The organism is Hoeflea sp. (assembly GCF_984452065.1).
The window spans coordinates 1-18,651 of record NZ_CFHWAF010000090.1; the positions used below are offsets into that span (position 1 = coordinate 1).

Sequence of the window (18,651 nt, forward strand, 5' to 3'; positions counted from 1 at the left end):
CGAAACCGCGCATAAGGCGAATTATTCCGCCGTCATGTCACACCGTTCGGGTGAAACGGAAGATTCGACCATTGCCGATCTCGCCGTTGCCACCAATTGCGGTCAGATCAAGACCGGCTCGCTGGCGCGGTCCGACCGGCTTGCGAAATACAACCAGCTCATCCGGATTGAGGAAGAACTGGATACGCAGGCAAGCTATGCCGGGCGGAGCATGTTGCGAAGCTGAATCCGATCAATTGACGTAATGTCGGGCGGCCTCCCTCGGGGGCCGTTTTCTTTTGGACGCGAGCGTCCGGGCAGGCGGGTCAGAAGGTCGCATTTATATATTAGAATAAAAAGATATACTAATATAAAGGCATTGGACATGCCTTGGCCCGGCGCATCGATTTTGTCGCCGGGTATCCGCAAACGCGCACGCAGGGGTTTTCAATGGAAAATTCAAGACGATTTAACAGCCCTTATAACCCGCTCTATTTTCTGGCTTCGCTTGGCAATGGTGGCCTCGCCGTCTCCTTCTTCATCTATCTGATGTTCATGCTTGCGCATCCGGAGTCGGCGATCCCGACTTTTGCGACGCTTGCGCGTGTATTTGCCGGAGGGGAGCTTTTGATCATGGCCCCGGTCGCTCTCGCGCTTGTCGGCATCCTCTACTTCGCTTTTCAGCATTACAGGCTGCTGGTGCTGAATGTGTCGGCCTAGCGCGCGTTTCAGCAAACACCGGCCTATAACAGGCTCATGTCCGGCAATGCGGAGGTGACCCGCTTGGCCATTCCGCTGACGCTGGCCATGAGCATCAACGTGGCGTTCATCCTTGGCGCGCTGTTCGTTCCGGGCCTGTGGGGCGTGGTCGAATATCTGTTTCCGGCGGCGATTATCGCCTTTGCCGCGGTAGCCCTCCTGGCGCTGAGGATGTTTGCATCCTATGCCGGCCGGATCCTGACACAAGGAAAGTTCGAGTGGTCGGCCAACAACAGCCTCAGCCAACTGGTCGCCGTCTTCGCCATGTCCATGATCGGGGTCGGCTTTGCGGCGCCTGCAGCCATGAGCCATGTGCAGGCGACGGTGGTCGTCGGCCTGGTGCTGTCCATCTTCTTTCTGACCTCGGCGGCCATCTGGGGGCTGATCATGGTCGTTCTGGGGTTCAAGGACATACTGGAACACGGCGTTAGCGAAGAAGGCGCGCCTTCGCTCTGGATCATCACTCCAATCGTCACCGTCAGCGGCATAGCGACCGTTCGGCTGTCGCATGGGCTGCATCACGTCTTTGACGGCGGCCCGGCTCCATCCGACATGCTGGTCAATCTCGCGATCCTGTTATCGGTTCAACTGCTTTTCGGCCTGATCGGGTTCGTGACCATGCGCAGGCTCGATTATTTTTCGCACTATATTCACGGCAAGAAGGCGAGTGCGGCCTCCTATGCTCTGATCTGCCCCGGTGTTGCGCTGATGGTGTTCGGTATGTTCTTCATTCATCCGGGCCTTGTCGCCAACGGGATCGTGGACAGGTTCTCGCCGGCCTACTTCATTCTGCTCGTTCCGCTCGTTTACCTGCAGTTTGTGACGATCAGGACGATGTTCATCCTGAACCGGAAACATCTGAGCGGCAGCGGCACTGCCCGTGCCGATCAGGGACAGGGTTTGCCAGGCCTTGATGCAGCCGAATAGTATTTGCCGGGCTCTGTCGGGCTCGACGTTGCGGATACCGGCTTCGACCCCGGCAATAGCGATAACGCGTTATTAAACTTGCTGCTGCATAAATACCATCAGTTTGGTTTCCGGGCCCCGCAGCCCGGTCGACCGGTGTTTCGAGTATAAAGCAGCGTAAAGCATGTCGACACGGCAAAAAAAGATACGAAGAACCGGCCGTCTTGTTATCCCGATCATTGCCATTGCCTTTATCAGCTATTTCGGCTTTCATTCGATCAATGGCGATAGGGGCTTGAATGCAACGCAAGAATTTGACGTCCGCAAGGCGCAGCTCGAAACGGAGCTCGCGGCTCTCGTGGCGGAGCGCAAACTGTTGCAGCAGCAGGTTAAATTGCTGCCGACAAGCGGGCCGGTCGTGCGCGATATGCTCGATGAAAGGGCCCGTCAGTCGCTCAACCTGTCGCGTGCCGATGAGATCGTCATCTTCGACTATGATTGAGTTAACTGTTATTCAGTTAACACGGAAAACATACAATAAAAACAATATAATAGAATGCAATAAAGCTATGCATTATTGAACTTGCTGGCCGCTCTTCATTTCCGTAAGGTGAGATCGGACGAACAATTGGGAGGACTATATGGCCCCGCGTAAGAACGCAGCGTCAAACGGCCGTCGCGCCGCCGCATCCAAATCCGCGAAATCGAGATCAGGCAAATCCTCAAAGCCCGGCATCGGGAAGGAGATTGCCGAATTCACCAAGGAGCAGGAACTGCAGGTCTATCAGGAGATGCTGCTGATCCGGCGCTTTGAGGAAAAGGCGGGCCAGCTCTATGGGATGGGCTTCATCGGCGGCTTTTGCCACCTCTATATTGGTCAGGAAGCGGTCATCACCGGCATCCAGCATGCCATGGAGGATGGCGATCAGCTGATCACCGGCTATCGCGATCATGGCCACATGCTCGCGGCGGGCATGTCGGCGCGCGGTGTCATGGCGGAGCTTACGGGGCGGCAAAGCGGCTATTCGCGCGGCAAGGGCGGCTCGATGCACATGTTCTCCCGCGAGAAGAACTTTTTCGGCGGCCACGGTATCGTCGGTGCGCAGGTTCCGCTTGGCACCGGCATCGCGCTCGCCAATCATTACAAGGACAACGGCAAGGTCAGCATCGCGTTCTACGGCGACGGCGCCGCCAACCAGGGTCAGGTGTATGAGAGTTTCAACATGGCCGAGCTCTGGCAATTGCCCGTGGTCTATGTGGTCGAGAACAACCGCTATGCCATGGGCACGGCAGTCTCGCGCGCATCAGCTCAGACCGACTTCTCGCAGCGCGGCGTTTCGTTCAACATTCCGGGCTATCAGGTCGACGGCATGGACGTGCGCGCCGTCAAGGCGGCGGCCGATGCCGCCCTGGAATTCGCACGCTCCGGGAAGGGGCCGATCATTCTCGAGATGCTGACCTACCGCTACCGCGGCCATTCCATGTCGGACCCCGCCAAGTACCGCAGCAAGGACGAGGTGCAGAAAATGCGCTCCGAGCACGACCCCATCGAACAGGTCAAGGCGCGGCTGCTCGATAAAGGCTGGGCGACGGAGGATGAACTCAAGGCCATCGACAAGGGCGTTCGCGACGTTGTTGCCGACAGTGCCGAGTTTGCGCAGACGGATCCGGAGCCGGATCCATCGGAACTCTATACGGATATACTGGCCTAGTCGGGGGGAGAGAACATGCCAATTGATATTCTTATGCCGGCGCTCTCACCGACCATGGAAGAGGGCAATCTTGCCAAATGGCTCAAGAAGGAAGGCGACAGCGTTTCCTCGGGAGACGTGATCGCCGAGATCGAGACGGACAAGGCGACGATGGAAGTCGAGGCCGTCGATGAAGGCACGATCGGCAAGATCGTCGTTCCGGAAGGCAGCGAGGGCGTGAAGGTCAACAGCATAATCGCTGTTCTGCTGCAGGAAGGGGAATCCGCATCCGATATCGGAACCGAAACGCCGGCCGCCGAGCCGGCGACGGCGGCGCCCGAACCGGTCGCCGCTGCTCCGGTGGCGGCCGAGGTTCCGGCCGATCCGGATATTCCGGCCGGAACGGAGATGGTGCCGACGACGGTTCGCGAAGCGTTGCGTGACGCCATGGCGGAGGAGATGCGCGCCGACGACGATATCTTCGTCATGGGCGAAGAGGTCGCCGAATATCAGGGGGCCTACAAGGTGACCCAGGGGCTGCTTGACGAGTTCGGCGCGCGCCGGGTGATCGACACGCCGATCACGGAGCACGGTTTCGCGGGCGTTGGTGTCGGCGCGGCCATGGCCGGCCTGAAGCCGATCGTTGAATTCATGACCTTCAACTTCGCCATGCAGGCGATGGACCAGATCATCAATTCGGCGGCAAAGACGCGCTATATGTCCGGCGGACAGATGTCGGCTCCGGTCGTATTCCGGGGGCCGAACGGAGCCGCGGCCCGCGTCGGCGCCCAGCACTCGCAATGTTATGCCGCCTGGTACAGCCACGTGCCCGGCCTCAAGGTGGTCATGCCTTACACGGCGGCCGATGCAAAGGGACTGCTGAAAGCAGCGATCCGCGATCCCAATCCGATTATCTTCCTGGAAAACGAAATCATGTACGGGCACACATTTGGCGTGCCCAAACTGGATGATTTTGTACTGCCGATCGGCAAGGCCCGTATTCATCGAAGCGGCAATGACGTGACGATTGTTTCCTTCGGCATCGGCATGACCTATGTCGAGAAAGCGGCCGGCGAACTGGCCGGCATGGGTATCGAGGCCGAGGTCATCGATCTGCGTACGATACGCCCGATGGATATGCCGACGGTGATTGAATCGGTGAAGAAAACCGGGCGGCTGGTTGCCGTGGAAGAAGGCTTCCCGCAAAGCTCGGTCGGAACCGAGATCGCCACACGGGTCATGCAGCAGGCATTCGATTATCTGGATGCGCCGGTTCTGACCGTCGCAGGCAAGGACGTGCCGATGCCCTATGCGGCCAATCTGGAAAAACTGGCCCTGCCGAATGTGGCCGAAATCGTCGAAGCGGTTAAAGCCGTTACCTATACGAGCTAGGAGGGGGCAGGGACATGCCGATCAGTATCACCATGCCAGCGCTTTCCCCGACAATGGAGGAAGGCAATCTTGCCAAATGGCTCGTCAAGGAAGGGGACAGTGTTTCCTCCGGCGATGTCATTGCCGAGATCGAAACCGACAAGGCGACGATGGAAGTCGAAGCGGTGGACGAGGGCGTTGTCGCCAAGATCCTGGTTCCCGAGGGGACCGAGGGCGTCAAGGTCAACGCGCCGATCGCCATCCTGGCCGAAGAGGGCGAGGATGCCTCGGCCGCGGCCAGCGCGGCGCCGGCTCCTTCCGCTGCGGAACCTGCGCCGGCCGCACCCGCGCCCCAAGAGGCTGCACCCCAGCCGAGCGCTGCCGCGCCGGCCCCGACGCCGCCCGCAGCCCAGGCGCCTGCCGCCGCACCGGCCGGAAACCGAATCTTTTCGTCTCCGCTCGCCCGCCGTATCGCTGCCGAAGCCGGTATCGATCTGTCGAGCGTGAATGGCACCGGGCCGCACGGCAGGATCATCAAACGCGATGTCGATGCCGCCATTGCCGGCGGCGGCAAAGCCGCACCCGCCGCGGCAGCACCGGCACCGGCTGCACCGTCGGACGAACAGACGCTCAAGCTGTTCGAGGACGGCTCGTACGAGCTTGTTCCGCACGACAATATGCGCAAGACCATCGCCAAGCGGCTGGTCGAATCCAAGCAGACCGTTCCGCATTTCTACCTGACGGTCGATTGCGAACTGGATGCGCTTCTGTCCCTGCGCAAGCAGCTGAACGAATCCGCGCCGGTTCGCGACGACAAGCCCGCGTTCAAACTGTCCGTCAATGATTTTGTCATCAAGGCGATGGCCCTTGCCCTGCGCGATGTTCCGGACGCCAATGCGTCGTGGACCGAGAGCAATATGGTCCTGCACAAGCATTCCGATGTCGGCGTCGCCGTCGCGATACCGGGCGGTCTCATCACGCCGATTGTCCGGCAGGCGGAGATCAAACCGCTGTCGACCATTTCCAACGAGATGAAGGACCTCGCCACCAGGGCGCGGGACCGCAAGCTCATGCCGCAGGAATATCAGGGCGGCACGACGGCCGTCTCCAATCTCGGCATGTTCGGGATCAAGGAGTTTTCCGCGGTCATAAACCCGCCGCATGCGACGATTCTTGCCGTGGGCGCAGGCGAACAGCGGCCGGTCGTCAAAGACGGAACCGTTTCCGTCGCCACGGTGATGTCGGTCACGTTGTCGACCGATCACCGCGCCGTGGATGGCGCCCTTGGCGCACAGCTTCTTGATGCATTCAAAGGCTATATCGAGAACCCGTTCGCGATGCTCGTATAGCCATCATCCAAGGCCAGACGAGGAGAGGAGGCCGATATGTCGGAGCAGTTTGACAAGAAGGATATCGAGGACGCCATCGAGAAATTGAAGGCGGCGTGGGGATGGCTGATCGCGATCGGCATCATTTCGCTGATCGGCGGTTTCCTCTCATTTGCCAATCCCGTTCAGGCGACCCTGGCGGTCGACTATATTGCCGGCTTCATGTTCATGCTTGTCGGTATTGTCCAGATCGTCCAAGCATTCTCGACACGCGGGACCGGTGATTTTGTCTGGACGCTCGGTGTCGGCATCCTGACCCTTCTGGTCGGTGTGGCTCTCGTCGGCAATCCCGTTGCCGGGGCCGTATCGCTGACCATTCTCGTCGCCATTCTTCTGATCCTGCTTGGCGGGGCGAAGATTGCCTATTCCATGTCCATGCGTCCGGCAGCGGGCTGGGGATGGATCACGGTATCGGGCGTATTGTCCGTGGTTCTCGGTATCATCATCTTTGCCGAGTTTCCCTGGGCTGCGACATCGGTCCTCGGCCTTTTTCTGGGTGTCGAGCTGACGTTCAACGGCGTCGCTCTGCTGATGACCGGCCTTGCGCTGCGCAGGAGCTGACGAAAAAATACAAAGGGCCGCCCCTCAAGACTGCCGGCGGCATGACAATGTGCGGAGATCAGGAGACCAGGCGTGTCCAACACTTATGACGTCATCATTATCGGGTCCGGTCCGGGCGGCTATGTGACTGCCGCTCGCGCGGCTCAGCTCGGCCTGAAGACAGCGATCGTCGAACGTGAGCATCTGGGCGGCATCTGCCTGAACTGGGGCTGCATACCGACAAAAGCATTGCTTCGTTCCGCGGAAATCCTTCACTTTGCCGAGCATGCGGACCGTTACGGGCTGAAGCTGGAAGGCAAGGTGTCGGCGGACATCAAGGCCGTGGTGGAGCGTTCCCGGGGCGTTTCGGGCCGGCTTAATGCCGGGATCGGCTTCCTGATGAAAAAGAACAAGGTCGACGTCATATGGGGAGAGGCGCAACTGACCAAAGCCGCCAAGGGCGGCAATCCCGCTGAAGTCACCGTCGGCAAACCCAGGAAGAAAGCCATGGAGCCGCAGCATCCGGCGCCGAAGAACACGCTCGGGGAAGGGGTCTACAAAGCCAAACATGTGATCATTGCCACCGGTGCACGCCCGCGCGTGCTTCCCGGTATCGAGCCCGACGGAAAGCTGATCTGGACCTATTTCGAGGCCATGGTGCCGCAAAGGCAGCCGAAGTCCATGGTGGTGATGGGATCCGGGGCGATCGGCATCGAATTTGCGAGCTTCTACAATGCAATGGGCGTCGATGTAACGGTCGTCGAGCTGATGCCGACGATCATGCCAGTGGAGGATGCGGAAATCTCGGGGCTCGCCCGCAAGGCGCTCGAGCGCGCCGGCCTCAAGATCATTACCGAAGCCAAGGTCACGAAGGTTGAGAAGGGCGCGGACAACGTCACCGCGCATGTCGAAACCAAGGACGGCAAGAGCCAGGCCATAACCGCAGACAGGCTTATCTCGGCCGTTGGCGTACAGGGCAATATCGAGGATCTCGGCCTTGAAGCACTCGGCGTCAAAACCGATCGCGGCTGCATCGTCATCGACGGCTATGGCAGGACCAATGTCGAGGGCGTCTACGCCATCGGAGATGTGGCCGGACCGCCGATGCTCGCCCACAAGGCAGAGCATGAGGGCGTCGTTTGCATCGAGAAGATTGCCGGCGTGCCGGGCGTCCACCCGATGGACAAGAACAAGGTTCCCGGCTGCACCTATTGCGACCCGCAGGTGGCGAGTGTCGGGCTGACCGAGGCGAAAGCCAAGGAAGCGGGCTATGATATCCGCGTCGGGCGCTTCCAGTTCAGCGCCAACGGCAAGGCCATCGCGCTTGGCGAGGATAAGGGTCTTATCAAGACGATCTTCGACAAGAAGACCGGCGAACTGCTGGGTGCGCACATGGTCGGCGCCGAGGTGACCGAACTGATCCAGGGCTTCGTGGTCGCCATGAACCTGGAAACCACCGAGGAAGAGCTGATGCATACCATTTTCCCGCATCCGACCCTATCTGAGATGATGAAGGAAAGTGTGCTTGACGCCTACGGCCGCGCATTGAATGCTTAGCCGGAATTCAATACAGGAGTCTCCCGGATGAGCATCATCGGCTTTTTGATTATCGGATTGATCGCCGGCTTTATTGCCGAGAAGGCCATGAACAGAAATCATGGCCTGATCAAGAACCTGGTCGTGGGTATTATCGGATCGTTCGTGGGCGGCTTCCTTGCCCAGAGCTTCGGTATCGCCTATTTCGGGTTTGTTGGAAACCTGGTTGTTGCAACGGTCGGTGCGATTGTCATCCTCTGGCTGTTTGCGCTTCTGGCGGGGCGCTGAGCGCCGCTTTTGGGACAATTGGCATGGTTACTGTCGTTGATACGGTTTCACAAGTAAAGCGGGTCAGGCACCCGGAAAAAGCGCATCGGCCGGACAATGAGGTCAAGCGCAAACCGGACTGGATTCGCGTCAAGGCGCCGACGTCGAAGGGCTATCAGGAAACCCGCGACATCGTGAAGTCGAACAATCTGGTGACCGTGTGCGAAGAGGCCGGTTGCCCGAATATCGGCAGTTGCTGGCAACAAAAACACGCCAGTTTCATGATCATGGGCGAAATCTGTACGCGGGCCTGCGCGTTCTGCAATGTCGCAACCGGCAAGCCCGGAATGCTTGATCCCAACGAACCGGAAAACGTTGCCAAGGCCGTTTATCAGATGGGTCTGAACCATGTTGTCGTCACCTCGGTTGACCGCGACGACCTGGCCGATGGCGGCGCGCAGCATTTCGTCGAAACGATCACGGCGATACGGCACGCATCACCAGGTACGACAATCGAGATCCTCACTCCCGATTTCCTGCGCAAGGACGGCGCGCTTGAAACGGTGGTTGCCGCCCGTCCGGACGTGTTCAATCATAATCTTGAAACGGTTCCGTCGAACTATCTGACGGTCAGGCCCGGTGCACGCTATTTCCACTCCATCCGGCTGCTTCAGCGGGTGAAGGAGCTCGACCCCGACATGTTCACCAAATCGGGGATCATGGTCGGCCTTGGCGAAGAGCGCAACGAGGTGCTGCAGTTGATGGATGACCTGCGGGTCGCCGATGTCGACTTCCTGACCATCGGGCAGTATCTGCAGCCGACCCGCAAGCACCACAAGGTGGAGGCGTTTATCAGCCCGGATGAGTTTAAGTCCTATGAGGCGATCGCCTATTCGAAAGGGTTTTTGATGGTTTCGGCCAGTCCGCTGACCCGTTCGTCGCATCATGCGGGCGACGATTTTGCCAAGCTGCAGGCCGCCCGGGCCGAACGGCGTGGCCCGTCCATGTGATCGAGAACGACGACCGCCGAGCGCACCCCAGCCTATGCCTAAATTCGATACAAAGCGTTTCGTTGCCCACGCGCCGCAACATATGTTCGTGCTCGTCGCCGATATCGAGAAATATCCGCAATTTCTGCCGCTTTGCGATTCGTTGAAAATCCGCAACCGAAAGGAGCGCGGCGACAAGACCCTGCTGATTGCGGATATGACCGTCGGCTACAAGGCCATTCGCGAGACGTTTACCAGCCAGGTGCTTCTGAGCCCTGGCGATTGGGTCATCGATGTCAAATATCTCGACGGCCCGTTCCGCTATCTCAACAATCGCTGGGGGTTCGAGCCTGCCGGCGACGACGGGTGCGATGTGTCGTTTTATATCGATTACGCGTTCAGGAGCCGGGCACTCGGCCTGCTGATGGGCGGCATGTTCGACCGGGCCTTCCGCATGTTCGCGGAAGCGTTCGAGAAACGGGCCGACGAGATTTACGGCAAAAAAGGCTGAAATCGCGGCCATCCCTTTGCCGCGCCAGGGCATAAAAGAACAAAACACCGCTTTTTGACGCAATCTTTGCAAAGCCGATCCACAGGCTGCGCCATATACAATCCAATTTCAAAGGCGCTATTGTCGGTGTGACGAAACCGGAACACATTATAGGTCAGTATTGTTGTCGTAATTAACGGTTGAGGCCGAGAGGCCGCGAGCCAGAAAGCGAGACATTGATGAGCGATTACGGGCCGCTTTCCTTCAAGGTGCCGGAGCCACCTGTCCGCCCGGGCGATGAGCCGGACTTCTCCGACTTCGAAGTTCCAAGGGCGGGGACCGTTCGCAAACCTGATATCGATACAGACGCGCGCGATGTCAAAGACCTTGCAACAACAATGATCCGTGTTCTCAACCGGGACGCGGAGGTGGTTGGCCCCTGGGCCGAGGACATCGACAAGGATCTTCTCCTGCACGGGCTGCGCTCGATGCTGAGGACGCGGGCCTTTGACGAACGCATGATGACACTGCAGCGTCAGGGCAAGACATCTTTCTACATGAAGTGCACCGGCGAGGAGGCGATCGCGATCGGGCAGCAGATGGCGCTCTCGCCCGGCGACATGAACTTTCCGACCTATCGCCAGCAGGGGCTGCTGCTGTGCCAGGACTACCTGGTCGTCGATATGATCTGCCAGATCCTCTCCAATGCCCGCGATCCGCTGCACGGGCGGCAACTGCCGGTTCTCTACTCCTCCAAGAAGCACGGCTTCTTCACCATTTCCGGCAATCTGGGGACGCAATACATCCACGCGGTCGGATGGGCGATGGCTTCGGCGATCAAGGGCGACACCAAGATCGCCTCGGCGTGGATCGGCGACGGCTCGACGGCCGAAAGCGATTTCCACGCCGCCCTCGTCAACGCGTCCGTCTACAAGCCGCCCGTCGTTCTCAACATCGTCAACAACCAGTGGGCGATCTCCTCGTTTCAGGGGATCGCCGGCGGCGATGCGGCGACCTTCGCCGAAAGGGCGCTTGGCTTCGGAATTCCATCACTCAGGGTGGACGGCAATGATTTCATGGCGGTCCATTCGGTCTCGAAATGGGCGGTCGAACGCGCGCGCCGCAATCTCGGTCCGACCCTGATTGAGTGGGTGACCTACCGGGTGGCACCGCATTCGACATCCGACGATCCCAGTCGGTACCGGCCGCGTGAAGAATCGGCCGCGTGGCCTCTGGGCGACCCCGTCCTGCGGCTGAAGAACCATCTCATCAAAAGGGGCGACTGGAGCGAAGAGCGACACACCCAGGCGGAGGCTGAATTTGACGAGGAAATGCGTGTGGCGGCCAAGGAGGCCGAATCCTACGGCGTGATGGGTGGCGGCTCCAGCGCACGGGATATTTTCGAGGATGTCTACAAGGAGATGCCGCCGCATCTCGTCGTGCAACGCCAGAAGCTGGGGGTCTAGGTCATGGTACAGATGACGATGATCGAGGCCATCCGCAGCGCCATGGACGTGATGATGGAGCGTGACGACGACGTCGTGGTCTTCGGTGAGGATGTCGGCTATTTCGGCGGCGTCTTTCGCTGCACGGCCGGCCTTCAGAAGAAATACGGCACGTCCCGCGTGTTCGACAGCCCCATCAACGAGAGCGGGATCGTGGGCGCCGGGATCGGCATGGCGGTTTACGGCCTGAGGCCCTGCATCGAAGTTCAGTTCGCCGACTATATCTACCCAGCCTACGACCAGATCGTCTCCGAAGCGGCCCGCATCCGTTACAGGTCTGCCAACGATTTCACCGCTCCGATCACCATCCGCAGCCCTGTGGGCGGCGGGATTTTCGGCGGACAGACGCACAGCCAGAGCCCGGAGGCGCTTTTCACGCATGTGTCGGGTCTGAAGACGATCATGCCGTCAACGCCCTATGACGCGAAAGGCCTGCTTATCTCGGCGATCGAGGATGACGACCCGGTCATTTTTTTCGAACCGAAACGTTTGTACAATGGGCCGTTCGACGGCCACCATGACCGTCCGGCGCAAAACTGGAACAGCCATCCGCTCGGCAATGTTCCGGAGGATTATTACACCCTGCCGATCGGCAAAGCCGCCGTACGCCGGGAGGGCAGCGCCGTCAGCATCGTGACCTACGGCACCATGTGTTTCGTTGCCGAGGCGGCGGTTGAGGAAACCGGGATCGATGCGGAGATCATCGACCTGCGGACGCTGCTTCCGCTTGACATCGACACGATCGCGCAATCGGTCAGAAAGACCGGCCGGTGTATGGTTCTTCACGAGGCCACGCTGACATCGGGGTTCGGCGCGGAGTTGTCCGCGCAGTTGCAGGAACAGTGTTTTTACAATCTCGAAGCACCGATCGTTCGCGTCACGGGATGGGATACGCCCTATCCGCATGCGCAGGAGTGGGATTATTTTCCGGGTCCCGCGCGGGTCGGGCGGGCCTTGAAAGAACTGACGGAGGCAGTGTGATGGGGGCACATACGATCAAGATGCCCGACGTCGGTGAAGGCATTACCGAGGCCGAGATTGTCGAGTGGAACGTGTCCGTCGGCGATCTGGTGCGCGAAGACCAGGTGCTTGCCGCTGTCATGACCGACAAGGCGACGGTGGAAATCCCATCTCCTGTCGATGGCAAAGTGCTGGCGATCGACGGCGAGATCGGCGCGATGACGGCCGTCGGTGCGGCCATCATCACCATCGAGGTCGAAAACGGGGAGGGTGCGGTCGATCAGCAGGCTTCATCCAAACCGGCGGTTGCGGTTGAGGCCGCGACCGATGCGGAGAAAGCGCCGGTGGAGGCGAGGCAGGAGACGGATGCGAATGTCAAGCCGTCCGAACCGGCGCCGCCCCCTTCGCAGGCCAAGATTCCGACGCCTGCACCGGCCGGACCGCCGCGCCCGGAAGGCGAACGACCGGTTGCGGCCCCCAGCGTCCGAAAACGGGCAAGGAATGCCGGCGTGGAACTGGTCTATGTGCGGGGCAGTGGTCCTGCCGGCCGTATCCTTCACGAGGACCTCGACGCCTACATCGCCGGCAAGTCCGAACCCGTCAATGCCGCCTTTCAGCCCAACAACACCGTTACCGAGACAAAGGTGATCGGCCTGCGGCGCAAGATTGCCGAACGCATGCAGGACGCGAAATCGCGCATTCCGCACATCACCTATGTCGATGAGGTGGACATGACGGAATTGGAGGAACTGCGCACGCATCTGAACGCTCAAAGACGGGCCGACCAGCCCAAGCTGACGCTGCTGCCGTTCATCATGCGCGCCATGGTCAAGGCGCTGAAGGTTTATCCCAAGTTGAGCGCGCATTACGAGGACGATGCCGGGATCCTCAGGCAGTTCGGCGCGGCCCATATCGGGATGGCCGTTCAGACCGCAAACGGGCTGGTCGTTGCAGTCCTGCGCAATGCCGAAGCGCGCGACATCTGGAACATCGCGGCGGAGGCGCAGAGGCTGGCCGATGCCGCGCGCGACGGCACGATCACCCGTGAAGAGCTGACCGGTTCGACGATAACGCTTTCCAGCCTCGGACCGATGGGCGGCATCGTCTCGACGCCGGTGATCAACAGTCCCGAAGTCGCCGTGGTCGGCGTCAACAAGATAGCCATGCGGCCGGTTTATCAGGACGGGGCATTCGTGCCGCGCAAGATGATGAACCTGTCCTCATCCTTCGATCACCGCATTGTCGACGGTTGGGACGCGGCGGAGTTCATACAGCATATGCGCGGTTCGCTGGAAACGCCGGCGACACTCTTCATGGAGCCTTAGATGAACTATCTTTCCTGCGAGGTTCTGGTGGTCGGCGGCGGCCCGGGCGGATATGTGGCGGCGATCCGCGCGGGACAGCTCGGGCTCGACACGATCCTTGTCGAGAAAAAGAGCGTCGGCGGGACCTGCCTCAATGTGGGCTGTATCCCGTCAAAGGCGCTGATCCATATCGCTGACGAATTCGAGGCTGCGGTCAAGGCCTCGAAGGGAAAACTGCCCGGTATTTCCGTAAAGTCGCCGAAACTCGATCTGGTCGAAGCGATGGAATGGAAGGACGGTATTGTCAGCCGTCTCAACGGCGGCGTGTCCGCCCTTCTGAAAAAGGCCGGCGTGACCGTGATAAACGGCCAGGCCCGCATGCGCGATGGCAAGACATGCAGCGTTGCGGGTGAGAAGGAATCCTCACAGATCAAGGCCAAGTTCGTCGTCCTCGCGCCGGGCTCGGAACCGGTCGAACTCGAAACGCTGCCGTTCGGCGGCGACGTCATCTCTTCGACACAGGCCCTGAAACTGGAAAGCGTGCCCAAGGCCCTTACCGTTGTCGGCGGCGGCTATATCGGCCTGGAACTGGGGACCGCATTCGCCAAAATGGGGTCCAACGTCACCGTGCTTGAAGCATCGGACCGTTTGCTGCCGCAATACGACAGGGAAATCTCCGATGCCGTTGCGAGGCAGTTGAAGAACCTCGGTATCGCCGTCCATCTCAACGCCCGTGCCGGGGCACTGGAGAAAGGCGGCAAATCGCTTGTGGCGAGCGACAAGGACGGCAAGGCGTTTTCGGTCGATGCGGACAAGGTGCTGGTGACCGTCGGTCGCAAGCCGCGCCTCGACGGCTGGGGCCTGCGGGAGCTGCAACTGACCATGAATGACGGCTTTATCGCCATCGACAGCGAATGCCGCACATCCATGACGGATGTGTTCGCCATTGGCGATGTGACGGGAGAGCCGATGCTCGCCCACCGGGCGATGGCGCAGGGCGAGGTGGTCGCGGAGATCATTGCAGGCAAACACCGCGCCTTCGAGCCGGCCGCCATTCCGGCCGTGTGCTTCACGGACCCTGAAATCGTGTCCGTCGGGCTCTCACCCGATGAAGCACGAGATGCCGGTTATGACATCGTGGTCGGCAAGTTCCCACTGGCAGCCAATGGAAGGGCCATGACACTTGGTGCCGAGGCGGGCTTTGTCCGTATCGTGGCGCGCAAGGACAATGAGCTTGTACTCGGCATCCAGGCTGTGGGCACCAATGTCTCGGAGTTCGCGTCCGCCTTCGCAGCGTCACTTGAACTCGGCGCCCGCCTGGAGGATATCGCATCGACCATACACGCGCATCCGACACAGGGAGAGGGCATTCAGGAAGCGGCGATGCTTGCGCTCGGCCACGGGCTGCATATCTAAACGGCCTCAATGAGCGCTTCGAGAGCACGCCGGACCGTCTGCTCGCGAATTTGGTCGCGGCCGACATCGCCCAGTTGAAGCGTTTCGTACCTGGTTTGCATGTGTTTGCCGGCAACGGCCATATAGACGAGCCCGACCGGTTTTTCCGGTGATCCGCCGCCGGGACCGGCAATCCCGGTGACCGAAACGGCAATATCGGCCCTTGAGCGGGCGAGGGCGCCTTCAGCCATTTCAATTGCGGTCTGATGTGACACGGCGCCGTGGGCCGCGAGCGTCGCCGGCGAAACGCCGACCATATCCTGCTTGGCCTCGTTCGAGTAGGTGACAAACCCCCGGTCGAGAACGGCGGAGGAACCGGCAATGTCGGTAATCGCCGCGGCAATCATTCCGCCGGTGCACGATTCCACCGTTGCGACCATTTTCTTGTTGTCGGTCATCCGTTCGACCAGTTCACGCGCGAGACGCCTGTTGTCATTCATTGCTGCCGTGTCCGTAAACAACCGTTGCCGTTGCGATTGCGGCCATGCCCTCGCGGCGGCCGATAAACCCGATGCGTTCGTTTGTGGTCGCCTTGACGGAGCAGCGCTCCACGGAAATATCGAGGATTTCTCCGAGCCTGCCGCGCATCGCCGCCTTGTGCGGGCCGATCTTCGGTTCTTCGCAGATCACCGTGACATCGACATTGGAAATGATGCCGCCGGCGTCGCGAACCAGTTCGGCGGCGTGTCTGAGGAAGAGATGTGAAGCCGCGTCTTTCCATTTCGGATCGCTTGGCGGAAAATGGTCGCCAATGTCGCCCTGGCCGCAGGTCGCCAGAAGCGCGTCGGTCAGGGCATGCAGGGCGATGTCGGCGTCGGAGTGGCCCGAGAGGGCCTTGTCATTGGCTATCTCGATGCCGCACAGGGTCACGCTGTCGCCGTCGATGTGCGCGTGCACGTCGTATCCGTTTCCGGTACGCACGTCCGGAATACCGTCGGTTCCGTTCTCCCGGTCCAGCTTTTCGTCCGCCAATGCGATATCTCCTGCTGTTGTCAGTTTGACGTTTTCCGGATCGCCTCCGACGAGATCGACGGGTATCTTCGCCCATTCCGCGATGCTGCAATCGTCGGTAAATCGACCGCCATTGTCGCGGGCGGCCCGGTGATGCGCGTCGAAGATCGAACGGAATTCGAAACCCTGCGGCGTTTGCGCGGCAAAAAGGCCGGTACGGGGAACGGTTTTTTCCACCCGGTCGCCGTGGAATGCCTGCTTGAGCGTGTCGGCCACGGCAAGAGCGGGCAGGGCGGCTGACGACCCGGCGCGCAGCTTGGCGATGACGCGGTCAATAAGCGATGCGCTGACAAACGGCCGCACACCGTCATGGATGAGCACATGTGTGAGCCCGGCTTGCGAAAGGGCTTCAAGTCCCTTCAGCACCGATTGTTGCCTGTTCGCTCCGCCTTCGACGACCGTCAGCCCGGAAGGCCGGCCGCAGGTTTCCATGGTTTGCGAGAAGAGCGCCTGGTCGTCCGCGTGAATGACCACGGCAATCATGCCGATGTCCGGATGGTTTTCGAACGTATCGATCGTCCAGGCGAGGACCTCCCGTCCGCCGATGGGGCGATATTGTTTCGGCGCGCTGTCCGGTTCTCCGGCGCGCTCGCCGCGTCCGGCCGCTACGATAACCGCTCCGACTGTATTCCTGTCCGCCATGCCCGCCTGTAAAATGCAAAGTGGTCATGATGCTGTAACGGGCCTTCAAGGTTTTGACCAGCATCCTTGTTCATGGTTTTTTCTCTTTTTTTCGCGCGATTGCATAAAAAGCGTGCAGTTTTTCTTTCTGCCTGATATTAGTGCAACTGCAATGATGGAAGACGTTTTCAACATAGGTCCCGTTCGGGTTCGAAACCGCGCGATCCTGGCGCCGATGTCCGGCATAAGCGATCTTCCCTTTCGCCGGCTTGCGTGGCGATTTGGCGCGGGGCTTGTCGTGACGGAAATGATCGCCAGCCGCGAACTCATCTGCGACCGCGATGAACCCCGGATCCGCATGCAGGGCTCCGGTATTTCGCCGCATGTTGTGCAGTTGGCGGGCCGCGAAGCCGTCTGGATGCGGCAAGCCGCCATCATCGCCGAGGCCAACGGAGCCGATGTTATCGACATCAATATGGGATGCCCCGCGAAGAAGGTGACGGGCGGCTATTCCGGATCGGCGCTCATGCGTGATCTCGACCATGCCGTGGAACTGATCGAGGCGACCGTGGCAGCGGTCCAGGTTCCCGTAACGGTCAAGATGCGACTCGGATGGGATGAACACAGCCTCAACGCTGCGGAACTTGCCCGCCGGGCCGAATTGTCAGGCGCCCGGATGATAACGGTGCACGGCCGCACCCGCGCCCAGTTTTATACCGGAACCGCCGACTGGAAGGCCATTGCCCGGGTAAGGGAAGCGATCTCGGTTCCGCTGGTGGTCAATGGCGATATTTCAACGTCGGACGATGCCCGGGTGGCGCGGTCGCAAAGCGGCGCCGATGCGGTGATGATCGGGCGCGCGGCGCAGGGTCAGCCATGGATTGTCGTCGACATCGCCGGCAAGGACAGCAAATTCGATATGCCGGGATCCGTCCTCAAGCTGATCGAGGAGCATTACCGCATGAATCTTGATCATTACGGCGAGGATGTCGGGGTTCGGCATTTTCGCAAACATCTCGGCTGGTATCTGGCCCTGCACGCCCCGGCATGCCCGCAAAACCTGAAAACATCCATGATGACATCGCGTGATCCGCAGCGTGTGTTTTCCGGACTTCGTGAGGCATTCGACGCGAACCGTGCGCAAGACCGGGGTGATCTGGCCGCAGCATGAGCATGACCGGAACGCTATCCACGGATTTCGGCGCCGAGGCTGCGCATGTGGTTCTCGACGCGATCAGGCATCCGGTGATCATGGTCGATGTGGAGAACCACATCTCGTTTGCGAACTGGGAGGCCGAATCCTTCTTCGGCGCCAGCCGTGCCCAGCTCTCACGGCGCAAACTCAGCACCTATATTCCATTCGGCAGTCCGCTGCTGGCGCTGATAGAGCAGGTCAGGGAGCGCCGCGCTCCGGTAAACGAATATCGCGTCGATGTGAGCTCTCCGAAGCTCGGGAGCGACCGTCTGGTCGATATCTATGTGGCTCCGGTCTCGGACCAGAACGGATCGGTCGTCGTGCTCTTTCAGGAGCGTTCGATGGCCGACAAGATCGACCGGCAGCTCACGCATCGCTCCGCCGCCCGTTCCGTGACGGGGCTGGCATCGATGCTGGCTCATGAGATCAAGAATCCGCTCTCGGGCATACGCGGAGCCGCGCAGCTCCTGGAGACCTCCGTCGGCGATGATGACCGGGCACTGACGCGCCTTATCAGGGACGAGACGGACAGGATCGTGTCGCTCGTTGACCGTATGGAAATTTTTTCCGACGAGCGGCCGGTGGACCGGGAGCCGGTCAACATTCACGCCGTGCTCGATCACGTCAAGGCTGCTGCCTCTGCGGGGTTTGCGAAAAATATCAAGATCGTGGAGAACTACGACC

The 18,651-nt window shown here is 60.2% G+C and carries 18 protein-coding genes and 2 pseudogenes; 18 read left to right on the forward strand and 2 right to left on the reverse strand.

The features are described 5' to 3' along the window. The 16 genes and pseudogenes from eno to lpdA (AC5E6N_RS16415) all read left to right on the forward strand — a co-directional run. Positions 1 to 226 (forward strand): annotated as a pseudogene (eno, locus tag AC5E6N_RS16340) (phosphopyruvate hydratase); the annotation flags it as partial. A 203-nt stretch (positions 227 to 429) separates the two neighbouring features. After that, positions 430 to 699 (forward strand): hypothetical protein, encoded by a 270-nt coding sequence (locus tag AC5E6N_RS16345; protein ID WP_491748811.1) that lies wholly within the window; start codon positions 430 to 432, stop codon positions 697 to 699. Positions 700 to 714: 15 nt separating this feature from the next. Continuing rightward, a pseudogene (locus AC5E6N_RS16350) lies at positions 715 to 1,665 on the forward strand (TsoY family (seleno)protein); the annotation flags it as partial. 163 nt (positions 1,666 to 1,828) lie between these two features. Next, positions 1,829 to 2,146 carry an FtsB family cell division protein gene (locus AC5E6N_RS16355; protein WP_491748812.1) on the forward strand — a complete coding sequence of 106 codons (318 nt, stop codon included), beginning with the start codon at positions 1,829 to 1,831 and terminating at the stop codon, positions 2,144 to 2,146. A 139-nt stretch (positions 2,147 to 2,285) separates the two neighbouring features. After that, positions 2,286 to 3,356, forward strand: coding sequence for a pyruvate dehydrogenase (acetyl-transferring) E1 component subunit alpha (gene pdhA, locus AC5E6N_RS16360; protein WP_491748813.1), 1,071 nt, complete (start codon positions 2,286 to 2,288; stop codon positions 3,354 to 3,356). A 15-nt stretch (positions 3,357 to 3,371) separates the two neighbouring features. Continuing rightward, the gene (locus tag AC5E6N_RS16365; protein WP_491748814.1) at positions 3,372 to 4,727 is read left to right on the forward strand and encodes a pyruvate dehydrogenase complex E1 component subunit beta; all 1,356 of its coding nucleotides are present in this window, start codon (positions 3,372 to 3,374) and stop codon (positions 4,725 to 4,727) included. A 14-nt stretch (positions 4,728 to 4,741) separates the two neighbouring features. Continuing rightward, positions 4,742 to 6,055, forward strand: coding sequence for a pyruvate dehydrogenase complex dihydrolipoamide acetyltransferase (locus AC5E6N_RS16370; RefSeq protein WP_491748815.1), 1,314 nt, complete (start codon positions 4,742 to 4,744; stop codon positions 6,053 to 6,055). Between the two features lie 36 nt (positions 6,056 to 6,091). Next, entirely contained in the window at positions 6,092 to 6,655 is a 564-nt protein-coding gene (locus AC5E6N_RS16375; RefSeq protein WP_491748816.1) for an HdeD family acid-resistance protein, read from the forward strand. A 72-nt stretch (positions 6,656 to 6,727) separates the two neighbouring features. Then, positions 6,728 to 8,191, forward strand: a complete 1,464-nt coding sequence (gene lpdA / locus AC5E6N_RS16380) for a dihydrolipoyl dehydrogenase (protein WP_491748817.1) — start codon at positions 6,728 to 6,730, stop codon at positions 8,189 to 8,191. Positions 8,192 to 8,218: 27 nt separating this feature from the next. Continuing rightward, positions 8,219 to 8,458 carry a GlsB/YeaQ/YmgE family stress response membrane protein gene (locus AC5E6N_RS16385; RefSeq protein ID WP_491748818.1) on the forward strand — a complete coding sequence of 80 codons (240 nt, stop codon included), beginning with the start codon at positions 8,219 to 8,221 and terminating at the stop codon, positions 8,456 to 8,458. 23 nt (positions 8,459 to 8,481) lie between these two features. Continuing rightward, entirely contained in the window at positions 8,482 to 9,447 is a 966-nt protein-coding gene (gene lipA / locus AC5E6N_RS16390; protein ID WP_491748819.1) for a lipoyl synthase, read from the forward strand. A gap of 34 nt (positions 9,448 to 9,481) precedes the next feature. After that, a complete protein-coding gene (locus AC5E6N_RS16395) occupies positions 9,482 to 9,937 on the forward strand; it encodes a type II toxin-antitoxin system RatA family toxin (protein ID WP_491748820.1) in 456 nt (151 codons plus the stop codon). A 218-nt stretch (positions 9,938 to 10,155) separates the two neighbouring features. Next, positions 10,156 to 11,382 carry a 3-methyl-2-oxobutanoate dehydrogenase (2-methylpropanoyl-transferring) subunit alpha gene (locus tag AC5E6N_RS16400; protein ID WP_491748821.1) on the forward strand — a complete coding sequence of 409 codons (1,227 nt, stop codon included), beginning with the start codon at positions 10,156 to 10,158 and terminating at the stop codon, positions 11,380 to 11,382. 3 nt (positions 11,383 to 11,385) lie between these two features. Further along, positions 11,386 to 12,402, forward strand: coding sequence for an alpha-ketoacid dehydrogenase subunit beta (locus AC5E6N_RS16405; RefSeq protein WP_491748822.1), 1,017 nt, complete (start codon positions 11,386 to 11,388; stop codon positions 12,400 to 12,402). Further along, the gene (locus tag AC5E6N_RS16410) at positions 12,402 to 13,706 is read left to right on the forward strand and encodes a dihydrolipoamide acetyltransferase family protein (protein WP_491748823.1); all 1,305 of its coding nucleotides are present in this window, start codon (positions 12,402 to 12,404) and stop codon (positions 13,704 to 13,706) included. Before AC5E6N_RS16405 ends, AC5E6N_RS16410 begins: the two co-directional genes overlap by 1 nt. Continuing rightward, on the forward strand, positions 13,707 to 15,101 hold the full coding sequence (gene lpdA, locus AC5E6N_RS16415) for a dihydrolipoyl dehydrogenase (protein ID WP_491748824.1): 1,395 nt from the start codon (positions 13,707 to 13,709) through the stop codon (positions 15,099 to 15,101). Here lpdA (AC5E6N_RS16415) and AC5E6N_RS16420 read toward each other — a convergent pair. Together AC5E6N_RS16420 and AC5E6N_RS16425 are read right to left on the reverse strand one after the other, a co-directional pair. Next, the gene (locus AC5E6N_RS16420; protein ID WP_491748825.1) at positions 15,098 to 15,580 is read right to left on the reverse strand and encodes a CinA family protein; all 483 of its coding nucleotides are present in this window, start codon (positions 15,578 to 15,580) and stop codon (positions 15,098 to 15,100) included. The two genes, lpdA (AC5E6N_RS16415) and AC5E6N_RS16420, sit on opposite strands and share 4 nt — an antisense overlap. After that, positions 15,573 to 16,793 (reverse strand): bifunctional 2-C-methyl-D-erythritol 4-phosphate cytidylyltransferase/2-C-methyl-D-erythritol 2,4-cyclodiphosphate synthase, encoded by a 1,221-nt coding sequence (locus AC5E6N_RS16425; RefSeq protein ID WP_491748826.1) that lies wholly within the window; start codon positions 16,791 to 16,793, stop codon positions 15,573 to 15,575. The genes AC5E6N_RS16420 and AC5E6N_RS16425 overlap by 8 nt, the downstream gene beginning before the upstream one ends. A 151-nt stretch (positions 16,794 to 16,944) precedes the next feature. Here AC5E6N_RS16425 and dusB point away from each other — a divergent pair, with 151 nt between their 5' ends. Continuing rightward, positions 16,945 to 17,943, forward strand: coding sequence for a tRNA dihydrouridine synthase DusB (gene dusB, locus AC5E6N_RS16430; protein WP_491748827.1), 999 nt, complete (start codon positions 16,945 to 16,947; stop codon positions 17,941 to 17,943). Beyond that, positions 17,940 to 18,651, forward strand: a 712-nt coding sequence (locus tag AC5E6N_RS16435; protein ID WP_491748828.1) for a two-component system sensor histidine kinase NtrB, incomplete at its 3' end; no start/stop codon positions are given. The genes dusB and AC5E6N_RS16435, both read left to right, overlap by 4 nt.

What these genes read in the sequence shown, in the direction of transcription:
- AC5E6N_RS16345 (WP_491748811.1), top strand. Translation starts at nt 430, where the DNA reads ATGGAAAATTCAAGACGATTTAACAGCCCTTATAACCCGCTCTATTTT.
- AC5E6N_RS16355 (WP_491748812.1), top strand. Translation starts at nt 1,829, where the DNA reads ATGTCGACACGGCAAAAAAAGATACGAAGAACCGGCCGTCTTGTTATC.
- pdhA (WP_491748813.1), top strand. Translation starts at nt 2,286, where the DNA reads ATGGCCCCGCGTAAGAACGCAGCGTCAAACGGCCGTCGCGCCGCCGCA.
- AC5E6N_RS16365 (WP_491748814.1), top strand. Translation starts at nt 3,372, where the DNA reads ATGCCAATTGATATTCTTATGCCGGCGCTCTCACCGACCATGGAAGAG.
- AC5E6N_RS16370 (WP_491748815.1), top strand. Translation starts at nt 4,742, where the DNA reads ATGCCGATCAGTATCACCATGCCAGCGCTTTCCCCGACAATGGAGGAA.
- AC5E6N_RS16375 (WP_491748816.1), top strand. Translation starts at nt 6,092, where the DNA reads ATGTCGGAGCAGTTTGACAAGAAGGATATCGAGGACGCCATCGAGAAA.
- AC5E6N_RS16385 (WP_491748818.1), top strand. Translation starts at nt 8,219, where the DNA reads ATGAGCATCATCGGCTTTTTGATTATCGGATTGATCGCCGGCTTTATT.
- lipA (WP_491748819.1), top strand. Translation starts at nt 8,482, where the DNA reads ATGGTTACTGTCGTTGATACGGTTTCACAAGTAAAGCGGGTCAGGCAC.
- AC5E6N_RS16395 (WP_491748820.1), top strand. Translation starts at nt 9,482, where the DNA reads ATGCCTAAATTCGATACAAAGCGTTTCGTTGCCCACGCGCCGCAACAT.
- AC5E6N_RS16400 (WP_491748821.1), top strand. Translation starts at nt 10,156, where the DNA reads ATGAGCGATTACGGGCCGCTTTCCTTCAAGGTGCCGGAGCCACCTGTC.
- AC5E6N_RS16405 (WP_491748822.1), top strand. Translation starts at nt 11,386, where the DNA reads ATGGTACAGATGACGATGATCGAGGCCATCCGCAGCGCCATGGACGTG.
- AC5E6N_RS16410 (WP_491748823.1), top strand. Translation starts at nt 12,402, where the DNA reads ATGGGGGCACATACGATCAAGATGCCCGACGTCGGTGAAGGCATTACC.
- lpdA (WP_491748824.1), top strand. Translation starts at nt 13,707, where the DNA reads ATGAACTATCTTTCCTGCGAGGTTCTGGTGGTCGGCGGCGGCCCGGGC.
- AC5E6N_RS16420 (WP_491748825.1), bottom strand. Translation starts at nt 15,580, where the DNA reads ATGAATGACAACAGGCGTCTCGCGCGTGAACTGGTCGAACGGATGACC.
- AC5E6N_RS16425 (WP_491748826.1), bottom strand. Translation starts at nt 16,793, where the DNA reads ATGGCGGACAGGAATACAGTCGGAGCGGTTATCGTAGCGGCCGGACGC.
- dusB (WP_491748827.1), top strand. Translation starts at nt 16,945, where the DNA reads ATGATGGAAGACGTTTTCAACATAGGTCCCGTTCGGGTTCGAAACCGC.